This is a genomic window from Gordonia sp. NPDC057258, assembly GCF_042668985.1.
GTDB lineage: Bacteria > Actinomycetota > Actinomycetes > Mycobacteriales > Mycobacteriaceae > Gordonia > Gordonia hongkongensis.
This window is the reverse complement of the sequence record NZ_JBHUXZ010000059.1, coordinates 1-17,175: the sequence shown is the minus strand read 5'-3', so window position 1 is coordinate 17,175 and position 17,175 is coordinate 1. Positions and strand designations below refer to the sequence as shown.

Below are 17,175 nucleotides of genomic sequence, written 5' to 3'. Positions count from 1 at the left end.
TACCACCGCCGCCTCCAGACGTGGTGAGCACATTCCATCCCAGCCTCGACTGGTCTCACCGATTCGAGCTCCTTCCCCTCGGCGTGCGCTGCACCTACTGGATTCGAGACGACCCCCGAATCACAATGAGCACCCACAGCCCCCGGCCGTACTCGGTGTGCAGCTACGGAGCGCTCGTCGTTGCCTTCGTCCAGGCCATCCGAGTCGTCAATCCCGACCTGCTCAGACGCGGTGCGTCGCCGCGGCCAGCGCGTGCAGGTGATGGCGGGCAGATGTAGGCGTGCCACAGTTGATGAGTGCGTACCAAGGTGTTGTTTTTCTGGGTGCTCGGTGGAATCATCACCGCCTTCGCCGCCGCGATCGTGCTCATCGGTGCCGCTGGTTGGCTCACTCTTCGCTCGTCGTGGTTCGAGGACAGCCTGTCCAAGGTGTCGGTCACAGAAGACGCCGACGGGGCTGAACGGATCGCCGAAGCCATGGGTGTTCACCTGAACGACAGCGCCATCAACTACGGGGAAGTGACATCGCAGTTGCAAGGCAAACCGAGTGCTTACGTCGTCGTGAAAGCGGACGGTGCGATGTTGCGCGACAGGATCATTCGGCAGTCACGGCTGCACTGTGCGACCACCGATCCGCCGAATATGGCGTCGATGCGCTCACCGTCGAGGCACGGCCCGCCGCCCTCACCGACTCTGATGGCATGTGGCCGGCCGGCTGGCGACTACAACGACCCGGCGTCAGCGGGGGAGTGGGGCGGTCATCTCACCGTCTGGTTCGACCCCCAGGCGGGTGACCGCAGCACATGGCTCTACATTTCCGCCGCCCCATTCTGATCGAACGGGTGCAGCACGCTTCGCGTAGTTCGTACAGCGCCACTCGAACTAATGACGACCCGCCTGTGAGGGCCGACCGTAATGATGGATGAGTGAATTTCGATGGCATGATCCGTGTGCAGGCGGTGCGCTCGTCGACACGGTCGTCCTCCTCGACGAGGCCGTCGGGTAGGGCTGCCCGCGGCGATTAGATGGTGGATGTGCTGGTGGCCACGGCCGGACTATCCGAATGCGCTGCTGATTGCCGCGCGGACAACTGGCCGTTCTATATCGGTTTCGCGTTGTTTGTGTTGTTCTGCGTCTGGATCACCTTGTCGATGTTCGCGACTGTCGACGTCATCAGTCGTCACATCGGGCCCCGTCGCAGTGCGACGTGGGTCGGCGTTGTGTGGCTTGTTCAGCGTTTGGAACGGTGTCACCGAGGCCGCGGCGGTGTCGGTCTCGCGATGAGCGGGGCCACTAGACTCAAGGCGTGACCGGAGCCGACGATTCGACACGTGACCGCGACGGTCTCCCGGATCCCGGTCCGACCGAGGACGATGCGACATCCGCCGCGGACGGCCCGGACGGGCCCTCCGCAGCGAACGATAGGACCGGTGGGTCGACCCGTCGTCGGGGCGACCGGCTTCCCGTCCGACGCGACGATCCCGACCGTCCCGGACCCGGGCGCCGGATGGCCGACCTGCTGGCCCGCACCGACTCCAGGGCCGGGGTCGTCAAGGCGGCTCGCGCCGCACGAGATCTGATCCCGCACGACGAGAACCCGATCACCGGGCCGCGTGCATCCGACCGCGTGGCCCGCCTCATCAGCGAGTCCCGGCCCGAGAAACCCAGTGCCATACGAGAGCTCGGCCTCGCATCGATCCAGGTGTGGCAGGCGTTGGTGACCACACGACGTCGTCGATCCGAACGCACCCCAGTCCCCGCCACCATCTTGGTCACCGATCTCGTCGGATTCTCGACGTGGGCCCTGCATGCCGGAGACGACCAGGTCCTCCAACTCCTGCGCGACGTCAACGGCGTCACCGAGAACATCGTGCGCAGCCGCGGCGGACGCATCGTCAAACATCTCGGCGACGGGACGATGGCCGTGTTCATCGACGGTGTCGAAGCGATCGAGGCCGGTCACGAGGTGATCGTCGCCGTGAGTGCCCTGACGGTCGGGGACTACCGGCCACAGCTGCGAGCCGGTCTCCACACCGGCGAACCGCGGGCGGTCGGTGACGATTTCCTCGGTGTCGATGTGAACGTCGCCGCTCGGGTCGCGGCAGCGGCGGGAGCCGGTGAGCTGTTGGCCAGCGGAGCGACCGTCGAGGCCGCCGGCGCTGATCGGTACGCCACTCGTCGTCGGCGATTCCGCGCCAAGGGGGTACCGCGCGACATCGAGGTGTTCGCCGTCGTGCCCCGCTACTCCGACTGACCGATCCTCGACCTGTTTGCTAGCAGGGTGTGTGTACGCCGAAGAGATCGAGAGGACTACGTGCGGCCGCGCCGACTTTACGGGCCCGATAGACGCGTTGCCTGTGCCCGCCGACACGCACGATGGGCGCACGACGGGCCGTGACCACCGCACGACTGGTCAACCCCAGCTGCGGCTCCCGCCCCTCGAGGATCTTGTCGATCGCACGCACTACTCCACGGGCCGAATGTTGTTGACGCGACGGGCATCTGCGGCCAGCGTCTGATCCAGTTCGAATGGGTCTGATGAGTCGGCGTGGGCCTCACTCGAGACCCACGCCGACTTCCAGATCAGCGCTGCGCGTTCGCGAGTGCCTCGTTGAACGTCGTGCTCGGACGCATGACGGCGGCGGTCTTGTCCCAGTCGGGGTAGTAGTAGCCGCCGATGTCGACCTGCTCGCCCTGAACCGCGTTGAGCTCCTCGACGATCTTGTCCTCGTTGGCCGCGAGGGTTTCGGCCAGCGACGAGAAGTGCTTCGCGAGCTCGTCGTCCTCGGTCTGCGCGGCGAGTTCCTGAGCCCAGTAGAGCGCCAGGTAGAACTGGCTGCCGCGGTTGTCGAGTTCGCCGGTCTTGCGCGACGGTCCCTTGTCGTTCTCGAGCAGCTTGCCGGTGGCGGTGTCGAGGGCCTTCGCGAGGAGAACGGCGCGCTTGTCGTCGAACTTCTTGCCCACGTCCTCGAGGCTCACCGCGAGCGCGAGGAACTCGCCGAGCGAATCCCAGCGGAGGTGGTTCTCCTCGATGAGCTGCTTGACGTGCTTCGGTGCCGAGCCGCCCGCGCCGGTCTCGTAGAGTCCGCCGCCGGCCATCAGCGGGACGATCGACAGCATCTTGGCGCTGGTGCCGAGTTCCAGGATCGGGAACAGGTCGGTCAGGTAGTCGCGCAGAATGTTGCCCGTCGCCGAGATGGTGTCCAGGCCGCGGACGACGCGCTCGAGGGTGTACCGCATGGCGCGGACCTGCGACATGATCTGGATGTCGAGGCCCTCGGTGTCGTGATCCGGCAGGTACTTGTGGACCTTCTTGATCAGCTCGTTCTCATGCGGGCGGTACGGGTCGAGCCAGAAGAGCACCGGCATCCCGGAATCGCGGCACCGGTTCACGGCCAGCTTGATCCAGTCCTGGACGGGCGCGTCCTTGACGATGCACAGACGCCAGATGTCGCCCTCTTCGACGGTCTGGGTGAGCAGCACCTCGCCGGTCTCCAGATCGGTGATGTTGGCGGTGCCGCCCGCGGGGACCTCGAAGGTCTTGTCGTGCGAGCCGTACTCCTCGGCCTTCTGCGCCATCAGACCGACGTTGGGCACCGTGCCCATCGTCGTGGGATCGAACTGTCCGTTGGTCTTACAGAAGTTGATCATCTCCTGGTAGATGCGGGAGAAGGTCGACTCCGGGTTGACGGCCTTGGTGTCCTTGAGCCGGCCATCGGCGCCGTACATCTTGCCGCCCGCGCGGATCATGGCCGGCATCGAGGCGTCGACGATGACGTCGCTGGGGGAGTGGAAGTTGGTGATGCCGCGGGCCGAGTCGACCATCGCCAGCTCGGGGCGATGCTCGTGGCACTTGTGCAGGTCGTCGATGATCTCCTCGCGCTGCGCGCTGGGCAGCGACTCGATCTTGCTGTAGAGATCCGACAGCCCGTTGTTGACGTTGACGCCGAGCTCGTCGAAGAGTTCGCCGTGCTTCTCGAAGGCCTCGCGGTAGAAGACCTTGACCGCGTGCCCGAAGACGATGGGGTGCGAGACGCGCATCATGGTGGCCTTGACGTGCAGCGAGAACATCACGCCGGTCTTGTAGGCGTCGTCGATCTGTTCCTCGTAGAACTTGATCAGGGCCTTCTTGCTCATGAACATGCTGTCGATGACGTCACCGTCGGTCAGCGTGACCTCGGGCTTGAGCACGAGGGTCTCGCCGGAGTCGGTGATCAGCTCCATCTTGACCTTGCGGTCGCCGGAGACGGTCATCGACTTCTCGCCGTGGTAGAAGTCGCCTTCGCGCATGTGGGCGACGTGGGTGCGCGAAGCCATCGACCACTCACCCATGCTGTGCGGGTGCTTCTTCGCGTACTCCTTGACCGCCTTCGGTGCTCGACGGTCCGAGTTACCTTCGCGCAGAACGGGGTTCACGGCGCTACCGAGGCACTTGGTGTACCGGTCGCGAATCGCGCGCTCCTCGTCGGTCTTCGGGTTGCCCGGGAAGTCGGGCAGGTCGTAACCCTTGCCCTGGAGCTCCTTGATGGCGGCGAGCAGCTGGGGGACCGACGCGGAGATGTTGGGGAGCTTGATGATGTTGGTGTCGGACTTCTGGGTCAGCTTGCCGAGCTCGCCCAGGTTGTCGGTGACCTTCTGGTCATCGGGCAGGAGGTCGGAGAACTCGGCGAGGATGCGAGCCGCGACGGAGATGTCGCTGGTCTCGACGGCGATCCCGGCCGCCCCGGCGAACGTGCGCACGACCGGTAGAAACGCGTGAGTGGCGAGCATGGGTGCCTCGTCGGTCAGCGTATAGATGATGGTCGGCTGTTCGGCACTCATGCGATGTGTTCTCGATTCTGTCTTGGTCGACGCGTTTGTGTGTGCGGCCTTGTGGGTCCGGTTTTACCGATATCACGACGGGGATGGACTCGCGTGACATCCACCCATGATTTTGCCTGTCCGGGCCGGGCGGCGGGAGACGTGGTCGGTGGATTCGCGTCGAACGCCAGGTGGTAACGGCTGTGACCTGGCCTGCGTCCCAAAATTTGTGTGGTCGACGCCACAGCCGATTCGTCCGGGGTGCCGACATGAGTCGACCCCACTCGGTTGGCGGGTGATCGCCGTCGAGCGGGGTCGGTCGGGCCGGTGGGGCTTGGCGCGGGTGGTGTCAGGCGACGCGAACCGGCACGGTCTGCCGGAGTCTGATCAGGCCGTCCCGGATGCGGGACTTGACGGTCGGCAGGGCGACGTCGAGATGCTCGGCGACCTCGCGGTAGGTGAGCCCATGGAAGTAGGCGAGCTCGATCGCCTGGCGCTGCAGCGGGGTGAGGGTTTCCAGGCCGGTGTGGATCAGACGGGCGATCTCGCGTCGCTCCACCGATTCGCTGACCTCGTCGACCTCGCGACCGGTGTCGGCGATGCCGTAGGCGACGGTCCGGCGGGTCGCCGCCGACTCGGAGCGCACGCGATCGACCGCGCGACGATGCGCGAGAGTGAGAATCCACGACAGTGCGGAGCCGGACGCGGGATCGTAGGCGTCGGCATTGCGCCAGACCGCCAGGAACGTCTCCTGGGTGGCCTCCTCGCTGTAGCCCGGATCGCGGAGGACCCGCAGCGTCATGCCGTAGACCCGGTCGCACGTCGCGTCGTAGAACTGCGCGAACGCGTCCATGTCGCCGGTGGCCACCCGGGCGAGGAGAGTGCTCAGTTCGGTGTCTTTCATCACGAAGCTCCTTGCCGCAGATGGATTGTCCCGCTCTCGGGGCTCACGTCGGGCGGCACTGCGCCGGGTGGCCGAGTTGCGATGTGTCCAACGCTATGCCCCGCGCTGCGCAAAGTGATCATCGCGACACACAACGGGACGCTTTCGCAATACTTGGTAACGGGGAGATAACGGCGGCGCTCGTACCCCCCGAACCGCCGATGAGCTGGGATGTCGGTGTCGCGGAGTAGCCTCCTCGCGACGAGAGGGGCGTGCATGCCTGACGACACCATAACGATCGCCGACGGTCGAGCGCGTTGCCTGTGGGCGGCGCGTGAGCCGGAGACCACCTACCACGACACGGAGTGGGGATTCCCGATAGCCGGTGACACGGCGCTGTTCGAGCGTGTCTGCCTCGAGGGTTTCCAGTCCGGGCTCAGCTGGCGGACGATTCTGATCAAGCGGGAGAACTTCCGGGCCGCGTTCGCCGGATTCGACATCGAGCGCGTGGCACGCTTCACCGACGCCGACGTCGCCAGGCTGCTCGCCGACGCCGGCGTCATCCGACACCGCGGCAAGATCGAGGCATCGATCAACAATGCTCGCCGGGCCGTCGAACTGATCGACGAGCAGGGGTCGCTGGAGTCCTATTTCTGGAAATACGCCCCCGCCGGGGACCACGTGCCGGGTTCGATGACGACCTCGCCCGAGTCGCTCGCTCTGTCCAAGGACTTGAAGAAGCGCGGCTGGCGGTTCGTCGGTCCGACCACGATGTTCGCTCTCATGCAGGCGACGGGAATGGTCAACGACCACGCCTACGGCTGCGTGATCCGCGAGGACGTGGAAGCGGCGTTGCGCGAGGCGGGCCTGCACAAATTGTAGACAATCCGACAATGTGCCATCATCCCTGCATGACGGCCCAGATCGGTATCGGGATGGTGTGCCCGTTCGACATGGCTCTCGATCGTGAGCTGTGGCGGTGGATGCCGGATTCGGTGTCGCTGTACTTCACCCGCACCGGTTTCATCGACGCGCCCGTGGACGTGGAACTGTGCCGCGACCTGAACAACCACGCCGAGATCGCCGCCGCCGTGCGGGCCGTCTCGTCGGTCGGGCCGCGCGCCTTCGGTTACGCCTGCGCATCCGGCAGCTTCGTTTACGGGATGGCCGGTGCGCTCGAGATCTCGAACTGCATGGTCGCGGCCGGTGCCGACCGGGCGGTGACGACGTCGGAGGCACTGATCCGTGCGCTCGATGTACTGGGCATCGGTACGCTCTCGGTCGCCACGCCGTACACCGCGTCCCTCACCGGCCTGCTGTGCGATTTCCTCGCGGAGTCCGGCCGGAGCGTCGTGGCGCAGGCGGGGCTCGGGCGGAACTCCGAGATCTGGACCATTCCGTACCACGTGACGGCGGACCTCATTCGCGCCGCGGACCACCCCGACGCCGAGGCGATCTTCGTGTCCTGCACCAACCTGTGGACCTACGACATCCTCGCCGGGCTCGAAGCCGAACTCGGCAAGCCCGTCCTGTCGGCGAACCAGGTCACCGCCTGGGCGACCCTGTGCGACGCCGGGGTTCTCGGTGAGATCAACGGGCCCGCCGGCTCGTCGGACGGCCATGCGCAGACACTGTTTGCCCGTAGCATTGCCGCATGACCTCGAGCGCGGCGACATTCGGCGAAGCAGGCACCGCCAAGTACGTGAATCTGACGACCTACCGCAAGGACGGCACTGCGGTGACCTCGCCGCTGTGGGCGGCGCTCGACGGCGACCAGCTCGTCATGTGGACCGTCGCGGATTCGTGGAAGGTCAAGCGTCTGCGACGCGATCCGCGCGTCGTCGTGCAGGCCTGTGATGTGCGGGGCCACAAGTCTTTCGGCGCACCGGTCGGCGGTACCGCCGAGGTGCTCGACGCCGCGGACAGCGGCCGCGTCAAGAAGGCGATCGCCGACAAGTACGGACTCCTGGGCAAGATCACCATGCTCGGTAGCAAGCTCCGCCGGGGCGACCACGGCAGCGTGGGGATCGTCATCACGCCTACGGCGTAGCAACCCGCGCCGCTCTGCGCGGATGTCAACGCCGCATCAATAACGGCGTGGCCCGCGTATGGAATGCGTTAAGGACTCTTTCGCGGCCCGTCGGGCTGCGTGATCCTTCGACGTGGCCACCGAGTGGTGGACGTCGATGTGATCGGAGAGTGACTGCGTGGCGGATCTCGTGTACGTGCTGCCGGCCCTCGCGGGGTTCGTCCTGTGTGTGCTGGCGGTGCGGGCCCTCGATGTGCGGACCAGATCGTGACCGCGGACGGGGTGACCAACGTCGTGCTGCTGGCCCTCGCCGCCGCGACCGTGGTGTTCCTGCTCGTCGCGCTGGTGTTCCCGGAGAGGTTCTGACGGCGTGAACACAACTGTTGCGGGACTGCTGCAGGTGGCCGCGCTGGTCGTCATCCTCGCCCTCGCCTACGTCCCCGTGGGCGATTACATGGCACGCGTCTACACCGGTGAGAAGGACCTTCTCGTCGAGCGTGTCCTCTACCGGATGGCGCGGGTGGACCCCCGCCGCCAGCAGACCTGGGTCGGTTACGCCCTTGCGGTGCTGGCCTTTTCGCTGATCTCGTTCCTCGTCGTCTACCTGCTGCAGCGTCTGCAGGGGGTGTTGCCGTGGTCCGACGGTAAATCCGGTGTGGCCCCGTCGATGGCGTTCAATACCGCGATCTCCTTCGTCAGCAACACCAACTGGCAGTCCTTCTCGCCCGAAGTGGTGATGAGCAACCTGACACAGATGCTCGGCCTCGCCGTCCAGAACTTCGTCTCGGCAGCGGTGGGACTGGCGGTCGCGATCGCGGTCATCCGCGGGATCGTGAGCCGCCGCGGAACCGGCGAGATCGGGAACTTCTGGGTGGACCTGGTGCGCGGATCGGTCCGAATCCTGTTGCCGCTCAGTCTCGTCCTCGCGACACTGCTGATCACCCAGGGGCTGGTGCAGTCCTGGCACACCGGGTTCGGGTGGACCACCCTCGACGGTGCCGACGCGCGGAGCATGCTCGGCCCGTTCGCCTCGCAGGAGGCCATCAAGGAACTCGGCACCAACGGCGGCGGGACACTGTCGGCGAACTCGGCACACCCGTTCTCCAACCCGACGCCTTTGTCGAACCTGCTGGAGATCGCCGTACTCCTGTTGATCCCGGTCTGCCTGACGCGCACCTACGGAAGGATGGTCGGCGACCGCCAGCAGGGACTGACGCTGCTCGGCGTGATGGCCGCGATCTGGTCGCTGATGCTCACGCTCGTGTGGATCTTCGAGAGCCGCACCCCCGGAAGCGCTTCCGCGGCCGCCGGGGGGATGATGGAAGGCAAGGAGGTCCGGTTCGGCATCCCCGGATCGGCGCTGTTCGCGGTGTCGACCACCGGCACGTCGACCGGCGCGGTGAACTCCGCGCACGACAGTTTCTCGGCGGTCGGCGGCGGCGCCGTCCTGTGGAACATGCTGCTCGGTGAGGTCGCACCCGGCGGTGTGGGATCGGGTCTCTACGGCATCCTCGTGATGGCGATGATCACCGTCTTCATCGGTGGTCTGCTCGTCGGGCGCTCGCCCACGTTCCTCGGTAAACGCATCGGACAGCACGAGATCACCATGGCCGCGCTGTACGTGCTGGTGATGCCGGCGCTCGTATTGATCGGCACCGGGATCTCCATGATCCTGGGATCGACGACGCAGGCGCAGGGCAACAGCGGGGCGCCGGGGAGTCCGGGCTCGATCCACGGGTTCAGCGAAGTCCTGTACGCGTACGCGTCGGCGGCGAACAACAACGGCAGTGCGTTCGGCGGACTCACGGTGACCGGTGACTGGTTCCAGGCCTCGCTCGGTATGGCGATGCTCGTGGGTCGTTTCCTGCCGATCGTGCTGGTGCTCGCGCTGGCCGGGCTGCTCGCCCGGCAGACGCCGCGCGGTGGTGACGCCCGGTCCGGGGACCCCGCGCGACCGTCGGCCGCCATCGGGGACCGAGTCGGCGGCGCGTCGACCGCGGTTCTCACCGTCCCTGCCGACACCGCCACCGATGACGTTGCGGCGGAGACGCGTTCGACCCTGCCCACCTCCGGACTCCTGTTCGGATTCCTTCTGACCGCGACCATTGTGCTCGTCGCCGGTCTCACCTTCTTCCCGGCCATGGCGCTGGGACCGATTGCCGAGGCACTGCTGTGACCACACAACTCGTCACCTCCGACGATCCTGACAAGACGAGCGTCGTGGATCCCATCGACGCCGAGCCGACGCTGGTGTCGCGCGGCGCCTTCGACGTGCGTTCGCTGGTGACGTCGATGCCGCTGGCACTGCGGAAGCTCAGCCCGCGCGATCAGGCCCGGAACCCGGTGATGTTCGTCGTGTTCCTCGGAGCCGTCGTCACCACCCTGCTCGCGATGCTGCGGCCATCCTGGTTCAGCTGGACCGTCGCCGCCTGGCTGTGGTTCACCGTCCTGTTCGCCAACCTCGCCGAAGCCGTCGCCGAGGGACGTGGCCGGGCGCAGGCCGACAGTCTGCGAAAGGTGAAGCGGGACACGGTCGCTCGTCGGCTCCGCGCCGACGACGACGTCACCGGGGTCGGGGCGACCGAGGAGGTCGCCGGCAGCGACCTGCGGATCGGCGACCTCGTCGTGGTCGAGGCGGGCGAGGTCATCGCCGGTGACGGCGACGTCGTCGACGGGATCGCCACCGTGGACGAGTCGGCGATCACCGGCGAGTCGGCGCCGGTCGTCCGCGAATCCGGTGGCGATCGCTCGGCGGTCACCGGCGGAACCGTGGTGCTCTCCGACCGCATCGTCGTCCGGATCACCACGGCGCCGGGGGAGACCTTCGTCGACCGGATGATCGCGCTCGTCGAGGGCGCCGCGCGGACGAAGACCCCCAACGAGATCGCGCTGGACATCCTGCTGACGAGCCTGACGGTGATCTTCCTCCTCGCGGTCGTCGCTGTCTCGCCGATGCAGGAGTACGCCGGGCAGTCCCCCGACCCGGTGAAACTGATCGCGCTGCTGGTGTGCCTCATACCGACGACCATCGGCGCCCTGCTCAGCTCGATCGGCATCGCCGGCATGGATCGGCTGGTGCAGCGCAACGTCCTGGCCATGTCGGGGCGCGCGGTCGAGGCGGCCGGCGACATCGACACACTCCTGATGGACAAAACCGGGACCATCACCTACGGCAACCGGCGCGCCACCGATCTGTACGCGGCCCCCGGGGTGTCCGTCGACGAACTGGCACGAATCGCCCACCGCTGCAGTCTCGCCGACGACACCCCCGAGGGACGCAGCATCGTCGAACTCTGCCGGACCGCGTACGGCATCGCGCCGGACGCAGCGACCGGCGACACGATCATCCCGTTCACCGCGCAGACGCGGATGAGCGGCGTGGACTCCCGGACCGACGGCGGTGTGGTCGAGTATCGGAAAGGCGCCGCCGACGCGGTCACCCGCTGGGTGATCGCCGGAGCAGGGGCCGTCGACGACGCCGTCGCCGCCGATGTGGAGCGGGTGTCGTCGGCGGGTGGCACGCCGCTCGTGGTCGGCGTCCGCGACGCCGGCCGGCCCGCCCGCGTCATGGGTGTGATCGGGCTGTCCGATGTGGTGAAGCCCGGCATGACAGCGCGGTTCGCGCAGCTCCGCGCGATGGGCATCCGCACCGTGATGGTCACCGGCGACAACCCGCTCACCGCCCGGGCCATCGCGACCGAGGCCGGTGTCGACGACTTCGTCGCCGAGGCCACACCCGAGCAGAAGCTGGATCTCATCCGCTCGGAGCAGGCCGCCGGGCGTCTGGTCGCGATGACCGGCGACGGTACCAACGATGCACCGGCGCTGGCGCAGGCCGACGTGGGGCTGGCGATGAACACCGGGACATCGGCGGCCAAGGAAGCCGGCAACATGGTGGACCTCGACTCCGACCCGACGAAACTCATCGAGGTCGTCGGCATCGGCAAGCAGTTGCTGATCACCCGAGGTGCCCTGACGACGTTCTCGCTCGCCAACGACCTCGCGAAGTACTTCGCGATCCTGCCCGCGATGTTCACCGCCGTCTATCCACAACTCGACGCCCTGAACATCATGGGCCTGCATTCGGCGCAGTCGGCGATCGTGTCCGCGGTGATCTTCAACGCACTGATCATCGTGGCGCTCATCCCGCTGTCGTTGCGCGGCGTGCGCTACCGGCCGGACTCGGCGTCGAAGTTGTTGGGCCGCAACCTACTCGTCTACGGAATCGGTGGGGTGGTCACGCCGTTCGTCGGCATCTGGCTGATCGATCTCCTCGTTCGTCTTCTTCCGGGAATGGGATGACGTCATGAACACAGTCTGGTCCGGCTTCGTCCGGCAATGCGTCGCCGCCGCGGGCATGATCCTCGGTCTCACGCTGATCCTGGGCCTCGCCTATCCGGCTGCCGTGTGGGCGATCTCGCGGGTGAACACCGACGGGGCGGAGGGCTCGCGGGTGTTCGATACCGCGGGATGTGCGGTCGGCTCGACGCTGATCGGTGTCGACCCGCAGGTCGAAGCGGGTGCGCCCGATCCTTATCTGCATGCTCGGGTTGTGGGCGCCCCGGGTGAGCCGATGGCGACCGGGGACCCGGCAGCGTCCGCGGCGACCAATCAGGGGCCCAACAGCGAGGTCCTGCTGACCAACGTCACCGCGCGTCGCGCGCTGATCGCCGCACGGGAGGGAGTGACACCCGCGCAGGTGCCCGCCGACGCGGTGACCGGGTCGGGGTCGGGACTCGACCCGCACATCAGTCCCGCCTATGCCGGGCTACAGGTCGCCCGGCTCGCGCGCGAGAACCGTCGGTCACCCGCGGAGATCGAGGCGGTCATCGACGCGCACACCGAGGGCAGACAGTTCGGATTCCTCGGTGAGCCCCGCGTGAACGTCCTCGAGGTGAACCTCGCGCTGGGGCACGCGCCGCCCGGCTGTCGCGCCCCGTGAGCGCGGTTAGACTCGGTCGATGACATCAGCGGCGACCGGGCACCACGATGGTCGCGGCAAACTGCGGGTGTTCCTCGGTTGTGCGCCCGGCGTCGGCAAGACCTACGAGATGCTCGCGCAGGCCAGAACCCTTGTCGACGAGGGCACGGACGTCGTGATCGGGGTCGTCGAATCCCACGGGCGGGTCGCGACTGCCGCCCTCGCGGAAGGTGTGGAAGTCGTCCCGCGCACCAGGCGCCCCTACCGCGGGACACCGTTGGAGGACATGGACCTCGACTCTGTGCTGGCTCGCCGGCCGCAGGTGGTGCTGGTCGACGAGCTCGCCCACACGAATGTCCCCGGGCTCCGAAACCGCAAGCGGTGGGAGGACATCGAGGAGTTGCTCGCCGCCGGGATCGACGTCTACTCGACGATCAACATCCAGCACCTGGAGAGTCTGAACGACGTCGTCGCCCAGATCACCGGAGTGGTGCAACGGGAGACCGTGCCCGACGACATTGTGCGCGGTGCCGACGAGATCGAACTCGTCGACATCGATCCGCAAGCGTTGCGCCAGCGCCTGTCCGCGGGCAAGGTCTACCCGAACGGGCGGGTCGACGGTGCCCTGGTCAACTACTTCCGGCAGGGCAACCTCACCGCGCTGCGCGAGCTCGCGCTGTTGTGGCTCGCCGACCAGGTCGACGACAAGCTCGCGGATTATCGTGCGGCGCACTCCATCACCGAGACCTGGGAAGCGCGTGAACGGGTCGTGGTGGCCGTCACCGGTGGCGCCGAATCGCCGACCCTGCTCCGACGCGCGAGCCGGATCGCATCGCGGTCGAGCGCCGAACTGCTGGCCGTCCATGTGGTACGGGGCGACGGGCTGACCGGTGCGGGCGTGGACCTCGCCGCGCTCAAGGAACTCGCGACGGGATTCGGGGCGCGAATCCACACCGTCGTCGGCGACGACATCCCGGACACGCTGCTGGACTTCGCACGTGGCGTCAACGCCACCCAGCTCGTACTCGGCACCTCGCGCCGACCGCGATGGCAGCGGATCTTCGACGAAGGCGTCGGCGCCGCCGTGGTGAGCGAGAGCGGCCGCATCGACGTGCACATGGTGACCCACGACGAGACGACCCGGCGGTCCCGACTAGACATCCGGGACACCCGCTTCCACCGGCCGCTGAGCTGGGTCTTCGCGGTGCTGGTCCCGGCCGTCGTCACCGGGGTGCTCCAGCTGCTCGACCCGTGGCTCGGTTTCGCCAGCCAATCGGCGCTGTACTTCGTTGCGGTGCTGGCGGTGTCGATGCTCGGTGGCATCCTGCCGGCCGCGTTGTCGGCGGTCATCTCCGGCCTGCTGCTGAACTACTTCTTCACCGATCCCAGGTTCACGTTCACGATCAGCCAGCCCGACAATCTGATCACCATCCTGGTGATGTTGTTGATCGCGATCGCGGTTGCCGCGCTGGTGGATTCGGCGACCGTTCGACGTGCACAGGCGCAGGACGCCGCCCGCGAGGCCGAACTGCTCGCGCTGTTCTCCAGCGTCGTGCTCGGCGGTGCCGACGTCCCGGTCCTGCTGGACCGGTTCCGGGAGACCTACGATCAGTCGGCCGTGTCGGTGGTACGGCGGACCTCGCGGGCCGGCCGGACGGTCGAGGCCGCGGTGGGCGACTCACCGCCGACGACCCCGGAGGACGCCGACACCGTCTGCGTCGTGCCGGGTGACGAGTTCGAACTGCTCCTGCGCGGGCCGAAGCTCGGGGCGCGGGATCGTCGCGTCCTGTCGGCCGTGGCCGGGCAGGCGGCGGGCGCCGTGCAGCGTCACGCCCTCGAAGCCGAGGCGGCGACGGCCGACGCGCTCGCGCGCACCGACGAGCTACGGCGGGCCCTGCTGTCGGCGGTCGGACACGAACTGCGGACGCCGTTGGCCGCGGCGAAGGCGGCGGTGTCGAGCCTGCGCAGTGACGACGTCACCTTCAGTGACGAGGACACCGCGGAACTGCTGGCGACCGTCGACGAGTCGGTCGATCACCTCACCTCGCTGGTGGGGAACCTGCTGGACTCCTCGCGGCTCGCGGCAGGGGCGGTCCGGCCGCAGCGGCAGCGGACCTTCCTGCCCGAGGTCGTGCATCGCGCCGCGGTGACGGCGGGCCGTCCCGACCGGCCACCGGGCCCGGTCTTCGATCTCGAACATGCCTGGGCGTACACCGATCCCGGACTGCTCGAGCGTGCGCTGGCGAACCTCATCGACAACGCGCGCCGACACGGCGGCGGGCAGGTCGAGATCACCGCCCGGCTGACCCCCGCCGACCCGCCCCGATGCGTGATCCGGGTCGTTGACCACGGAACCGGTCTCCCGATGGTGGATCGAGACCAGATCTTCGTACCCTTCCACCAGAATGGCGACACCAGCGGCGCGTCGTCGGGGGTGGGCCTGGGGCTGTCGGTGGCGCGGGGATTCGTCACGGCAATCGGGGGCGTGCTGAGCGTCGAGGACACGCCGGGCGGTGGCGCCACCATGGTCGTCGACCTGCCCGCGACCGACGAGGACGCGCACCCCGAGACAGCAAGGCCGACCCGATGAGCGCCGAGAAGACACGGGTCCTGGTCGTCGACGACGAACCGCAGTTGTTGCGGGCCCTACGGATCAACCTCAACGCGCGTGGCTTCGCGGTGACGACCGCGGCCACCGGGGCCGCCGCGCTGACAGCGGCCGCGCGGGAGAACCCGCACGTCGTGGTGCTCGATCTCGGCCTGCCCGACATCGACGGTCTGACGGTTCTCGAGGGACTGCGCGGATGGACGACGGTGCCCGTCATCGTCCTGTCGGCGCGCACCGACGCTGCCGACAAGGTCGTCGCGCTGGACTCGGGGGCCGACGATTACGTCACCAAACCCTTTGGCATGGAGGAGTTCCTGGCCCGGCTGCGAGCCGCGCTACGGCGCGGAGCCGTGTCGAACGCGACGTCGGAAGCGCCGGTCGTGGACGCGGGTGCCTTCGTCGTGGATCTGGCCGCCAAACAGGTGACGCGCGGGGAGGTTCCGGTCCACCTGACGCCGACCGAGTGGGGCATCCTGGAGATGCTGGTGCGTCACGAGGGAAAACTGGTGTCGCAGAGTGACATCCTGACCACGGTGTGGGGCCCGGGGTACCTGGGGCAGAGCAACTACCTGCGCGTCTACCTGGCGAGTCTTCGACGCAAACTCGAGGAGGACCCGGCGCACCCGCGGCACCTCCTGACCGAGGCCGGAATGGGCTACCGGTTCGTCCGCGGCGCACTGTGATCACGGCGCCGGAGATCCCGGTCGGTCTGTCGGAGCAGGCCGCGCTCGGTCCGCTCTGGGTGGACTGGCTGTCGCGTCTACCGGGCGCGGTCTCGGCCCTCCTGGACGAGTGGGGATTGCGTCGTGACGGTGACGAGCTGTGGCACGGGTTCGAGTCACTCGTCGTTCCCGTGCTCGATCGGCAGGGTGCGCGGGCGGTCCTCAAGGTGGCGTTCGACGGTGACGACGAAGGTGCGCAAGAGGCACTGGGACTGCAACATTGGCACGGTCGCGGGGCGGTACGCATGTTGCGCGCCGATCCGCGTCGACGCGCGATCCTCCTCGAACGACTGACGCGACGCGATCTGACGACCATCGACGATGACGAAGCATGCCGGGTGGTCGCCGGTCTCTACGGCCGGTTGCACATCCCTGCGCCGGGGCGGCTGGCGCTCCTCACCACACATCTCGAGCGCTGGCTGGACAACCTGGCCGGCATCCCGCGGGACGCGCCGGTTCCGCGCCGGTTCGTCGAGCAGGCGCTGTCGGTCGGCCGGGACTTCCTGGCCGACACGGCCACGGTGGGTGTCATCGTGCACGGCGACCTGCACCACGAGAACGTCCTCGCCGATGCCGACGGCCGCTGGGTCGCCATCGACCCGAGCCCGATGTCGGGGGATGCGCACTACGAACTCGCCCCCATGCTGTGGAATCGCCTCGGCCCGCGCGTGTCCGACGTTCGGTACGACATCCGCCGCCGCTTCTACACCATCACCGATGCGGCGGACCTCGATCCGGACCGGGCCCGCGACTGGGTCATCGTCCGGATGATCCTCAACGCGCACTGGGCGATCGAGGACGCCGACCGCGCGTCACGCCCGCTCCGACCGGCCGACCGGGAGTGGATCACCACCTGCATCACCGTCGCGAAAGCGGTGATCGACTGATCCGTCGGCCGTGCGCCGAATCTCGTTGACTGTGCGTCGGTCGCGAGCCCCCGCTGGTTGAGCCGGCACCCCCCTCCGCTGGTTGAGCCGGCACCTCCCTCCGCTGGTTGAGGCGGCACCCCCCTCCGCTGGTTGAGCCGGCAGCTCCCTCCGCTGGTTGAGGCGGCACCCCCCTCCGCTGGTTGAGCCGGCACCCCCCTCCGCTGGTTGAGCCGGCACCTCCCTCCGCTGGTTGATGCGGCACCTCCCTCCGCTGGTTGATGCGGCACCTCCCCTCCGCTGGTTGAGCCGGCAACGAGCCGCTAGGCGAGTCGCCGTGTCGAAAC

The 17,175-nt window shown here is 67.7% G+C and carries 14 protein-coding genes; 12 read left to right on the top strand and 2 right to left on the bottom strand.

Annotated elements, in window-relative coordinates:
* The first annotated feature begins 296 nt into the window (after positions 1 to 296).
* Entirely contained in the window at positions 297 to 833 is a 537-nt protein-coding gene (locus ACFUEJ_RS23680; protein ID WP_280360181.1) for a hypothetical protein, read from the top strand.
* Between the two features lie 472 nt (positions 834 to 1,305).
* Positions 1,306 to 2,253, top strand: coding sequence for an adenylate/guanylate cyclase domain-containing protein (locus tag ACFUEJ_RS23675; protein WP_205333914.1), 948 nt, complete (start codon positions 1,306 to 1,308; stop codon positions 2,251 to 2,253).
* Positions 2,254 to 2,582: 329 nt separating this feature from the next.
* Here ACFUEJ_RS23675 and ACFUEJ_RS23670 read toward each other — a convergent pair whose 3' ends face one another.
* Positions 2,583 to 4,820 carry an NADP-dependent isocitrate dehydrogenase gene (locus ACFUEJ_RS23670; protein ID WP_280360180.1) on the bottom strand — a complete coding sequence of 746 codons (2,238 nt, stop codon included), beginning with the start codon at positions 4,818 to 4,820 and terminating at the stop codon, positions 2,583 to 2,585.
* A 328-nt stretch (positions 4,821 to 5,148) separates the two neighbouring features.
* A complete protein-coding gene (gene sigK, locus ACFUEJ_RS23665) occupies positions 5,149 to 5,703 on the bottom strand; it encodes an ECF RNA polymerase sigma factor SigK (RefSeq protein WP_058249824.1) in 555 nt (184 codons plus the stop codon).
* A 255-nt stretch (positions 5,704 to 5,958) separates the two neighbouring features.
* Here sigK and ACFUEJ_RS23660 point away from each other — a divergent pair, with 255 nt between their 5' ends.
* The 10 genes from ACFUEJ_RS23660 to ACFUEJ_RS23615 all read left to right on the top strand — a co-directional run bounded on the left by ACFUEJ_RS23660 (position 5,959) and on the right by ACFUEJ_RS23615 (position 16,849).
* Positions 5,959 to 6,564: a DNA-3-methyladenine glycosylase I gene (locus ACFUEJ_RS23660; protein ID WP_280360179.1), complete on the top strand. Its 606-nt coding sequence runs from the start codon at positions 5,959 to 5,961 to the stop codon at positions 6,562 to 6,564.
* A gap of 29 nt (positions 6,565 to 6,593) precedes the next feature.
* The gene (locus ACFUEJ_RS23655; protein WP_388032297.1) at positions 6,594 to 7,340 is read left to right on the top strand and encodes an Asp/Glu/hydantoin racemase; all 747 of its coding nucleotides are present in this window, start codon (positions 6,594 to 6,596) and stop codon (positions 7,338 to 7,340) included.
* Positions 7,337 to 7,732 carry a PPOX class F420-dependent oxidoreductase gene (locus tag ACFUEJ_RS23650; RefSeq protein WP_388032295.1) on the top strand — a complete coding sequence of 132 codons (396 nt, stop codon included), beginning with the start codon at positions 7,337 to 7,339 and terminating at the stop codon, positions 7,730 to 7,732. The genes ACFUEJ_RS23655 and ACFUEJ_RS23650 overlap by 4 nt, the downstream gene beginning before the upstream one ends.
* A 246-nt stretch (positions 7,733 to 7,978) precedes the next feature.
* Positions 7,979 to 8,077, top strand: coding sequence for a potassium-transporting ATPase subunit F (locus ACFUEJ_RS23645; RefSeq protein ID WP_083229393.1), 99 nt, complete (start codon positions 7,979 to 7,981; stop codon positions 8,075 to 8,077).
* A 4-nt stretch (positions 8,078 to 8,081) separates the two neighbouring features.
* The gene (gene kdpA, locus ACFUEJ_RS23640) at positions 8,082 to 9,887 is read left to right on the top strand and encodes a potassium-transporting ATPase subunit KdpA (RefSeq protein WP_388032292.1); all 1,806 of its coding nucleotides are present in this window, start codon (positions 8,082 to 8,084) and stop codon (positions 9,885 to 9,887) included.
* A 44-nt stretch (positions 9,888 to 9,931) separates the two neighbouring features.
* Positions 9,932 to 12,013 carry a potassium-transporting ATPase subunit KdpB gene (gene kdpB / locus ACFUEJ_RS23635; protein WP_280361810.1) on the top strand — a complete coding sequence of 694 codons (2,082 nt, stop codon included), beginning with the start codon at positions 9,932 to 9,934 and terminating at the stop codon, positions 12,011 to 12,013.
* Between the two features lie 4 nt (positions 12,014 to 12,017).
* Positions 12,018 to 12,653 (top strand): potassium-transporting ATPase subunit C, encoded by a 636-nt coding sequence (locus tag ACFUEJ_RS23630; RefSeq protein ID WP_280360176.1) that lies wholly within the window; start codon positions 12,018 to 12,020, stop codon positions 12,651 to 12,653.
* 19 nt (positions 12,654 to 12,672) lie between these two features.
* Positions 12,673 to 15,222 carry a sensor histidine kinase KdpD gene (locus tag ACFUEJ_RS23625; RefSeq protein WP_280360175.1) on the top strand — a complete coding sequence of 850 codons (2,550 nt, stop codon included), beginning with the start codon at positions 12,673 to 12,675 and terminating at the stop codon, positions 15,220 to 15,222.
* Positions 15,219 to 15,923 (top strand): response regulator, encoded by a 705-nt coding sequence (locus tag ACFUEJ_RS23620; RefSeq protein ID WP_165629614.1) that lies wholly within the window; start codon positions 15,219 to 15,221, stop codon positions 15,921 to 15,923. Before ACFUEJ_RS23625 ends, ACFUEJ_RS23620 begins: the two co-directional genes overlap by 4 nt.
* Positions 15,920 to 16,849, top strand: a complete 930-nt coding sequence (locus tag ACFUEJ_RS23615; protein WP_165629615.1) for an aminoglycoside phosphotransferase family protein — start codon at positions 15,920 to 15,922, stop codon at positions 16,847 to 16,849. The genes ACFUEJ_RS23620 and ACFUEJ_RS23615 overlap by 4 nt, the downstream gene beginning before the upstream one ends.
* The last annotated feature ends 326 nt before the right edge of the window (positions 16,850 to 17,175 follow it).

Coding starts and splice junctions, on each gene's coding strand:
- ACFUEJ_RS23655 (WP_388032297.1), top strand. CDS start 6,594: ATGACGGCCCAGATCGGTATCGGGATGGTGTGCCCGTTCGACATGGCT.
- ACFUEJ_RS23660 (WP_280360179.1), top strand. CDS start 5,959: ATGCCTGACGACACCATAACGATCGCCGACGGTCGAGCGCGTTGCCTG.
- ACFUEJ_RS23670 (WP_280360180.1), bottom strand. CDS start 4,820: ATGAGTGCCGAACAGCCGACCATCATCTATACGCTGACCGACGAGGCA.
- ACFUEJ_RS23620 (WP_165629614.1), top strand. CDS start 15,219: ATGAGCGCCGAGAAGACACGGGTCCTGGTCGTCGACGACGAACCGCAG.
- ACFUEJ_RS23650 (WP_388032295.1), top strand. CDS start 7,337: ATGACCTCGAGCGCGGCGACATTCGGCGAAGCAGGCACCGCCAAGTAC.
- sigK (WP_058249824.1), bottom strand. CDS start 5,703: ATGAAAGACACCGAACTGAGCACTCTCCTCGCCCGGGTGGCCACCGGC.
- ACFUEJ_RS23625 (WP_280360175.1), top strand. CDS start 12,673: ATGACATCAGCGGCGACCGGGCACCACGATGGTCGCGGCAAACTGCGG.
- ACFUEJ_RS23630 (WP_280360176.1), top strand. CDS start 12,018: ATGAACACAGTCTGGTCCGGCTTCGTCCGGCAATGCGTCGCCGCCGCG.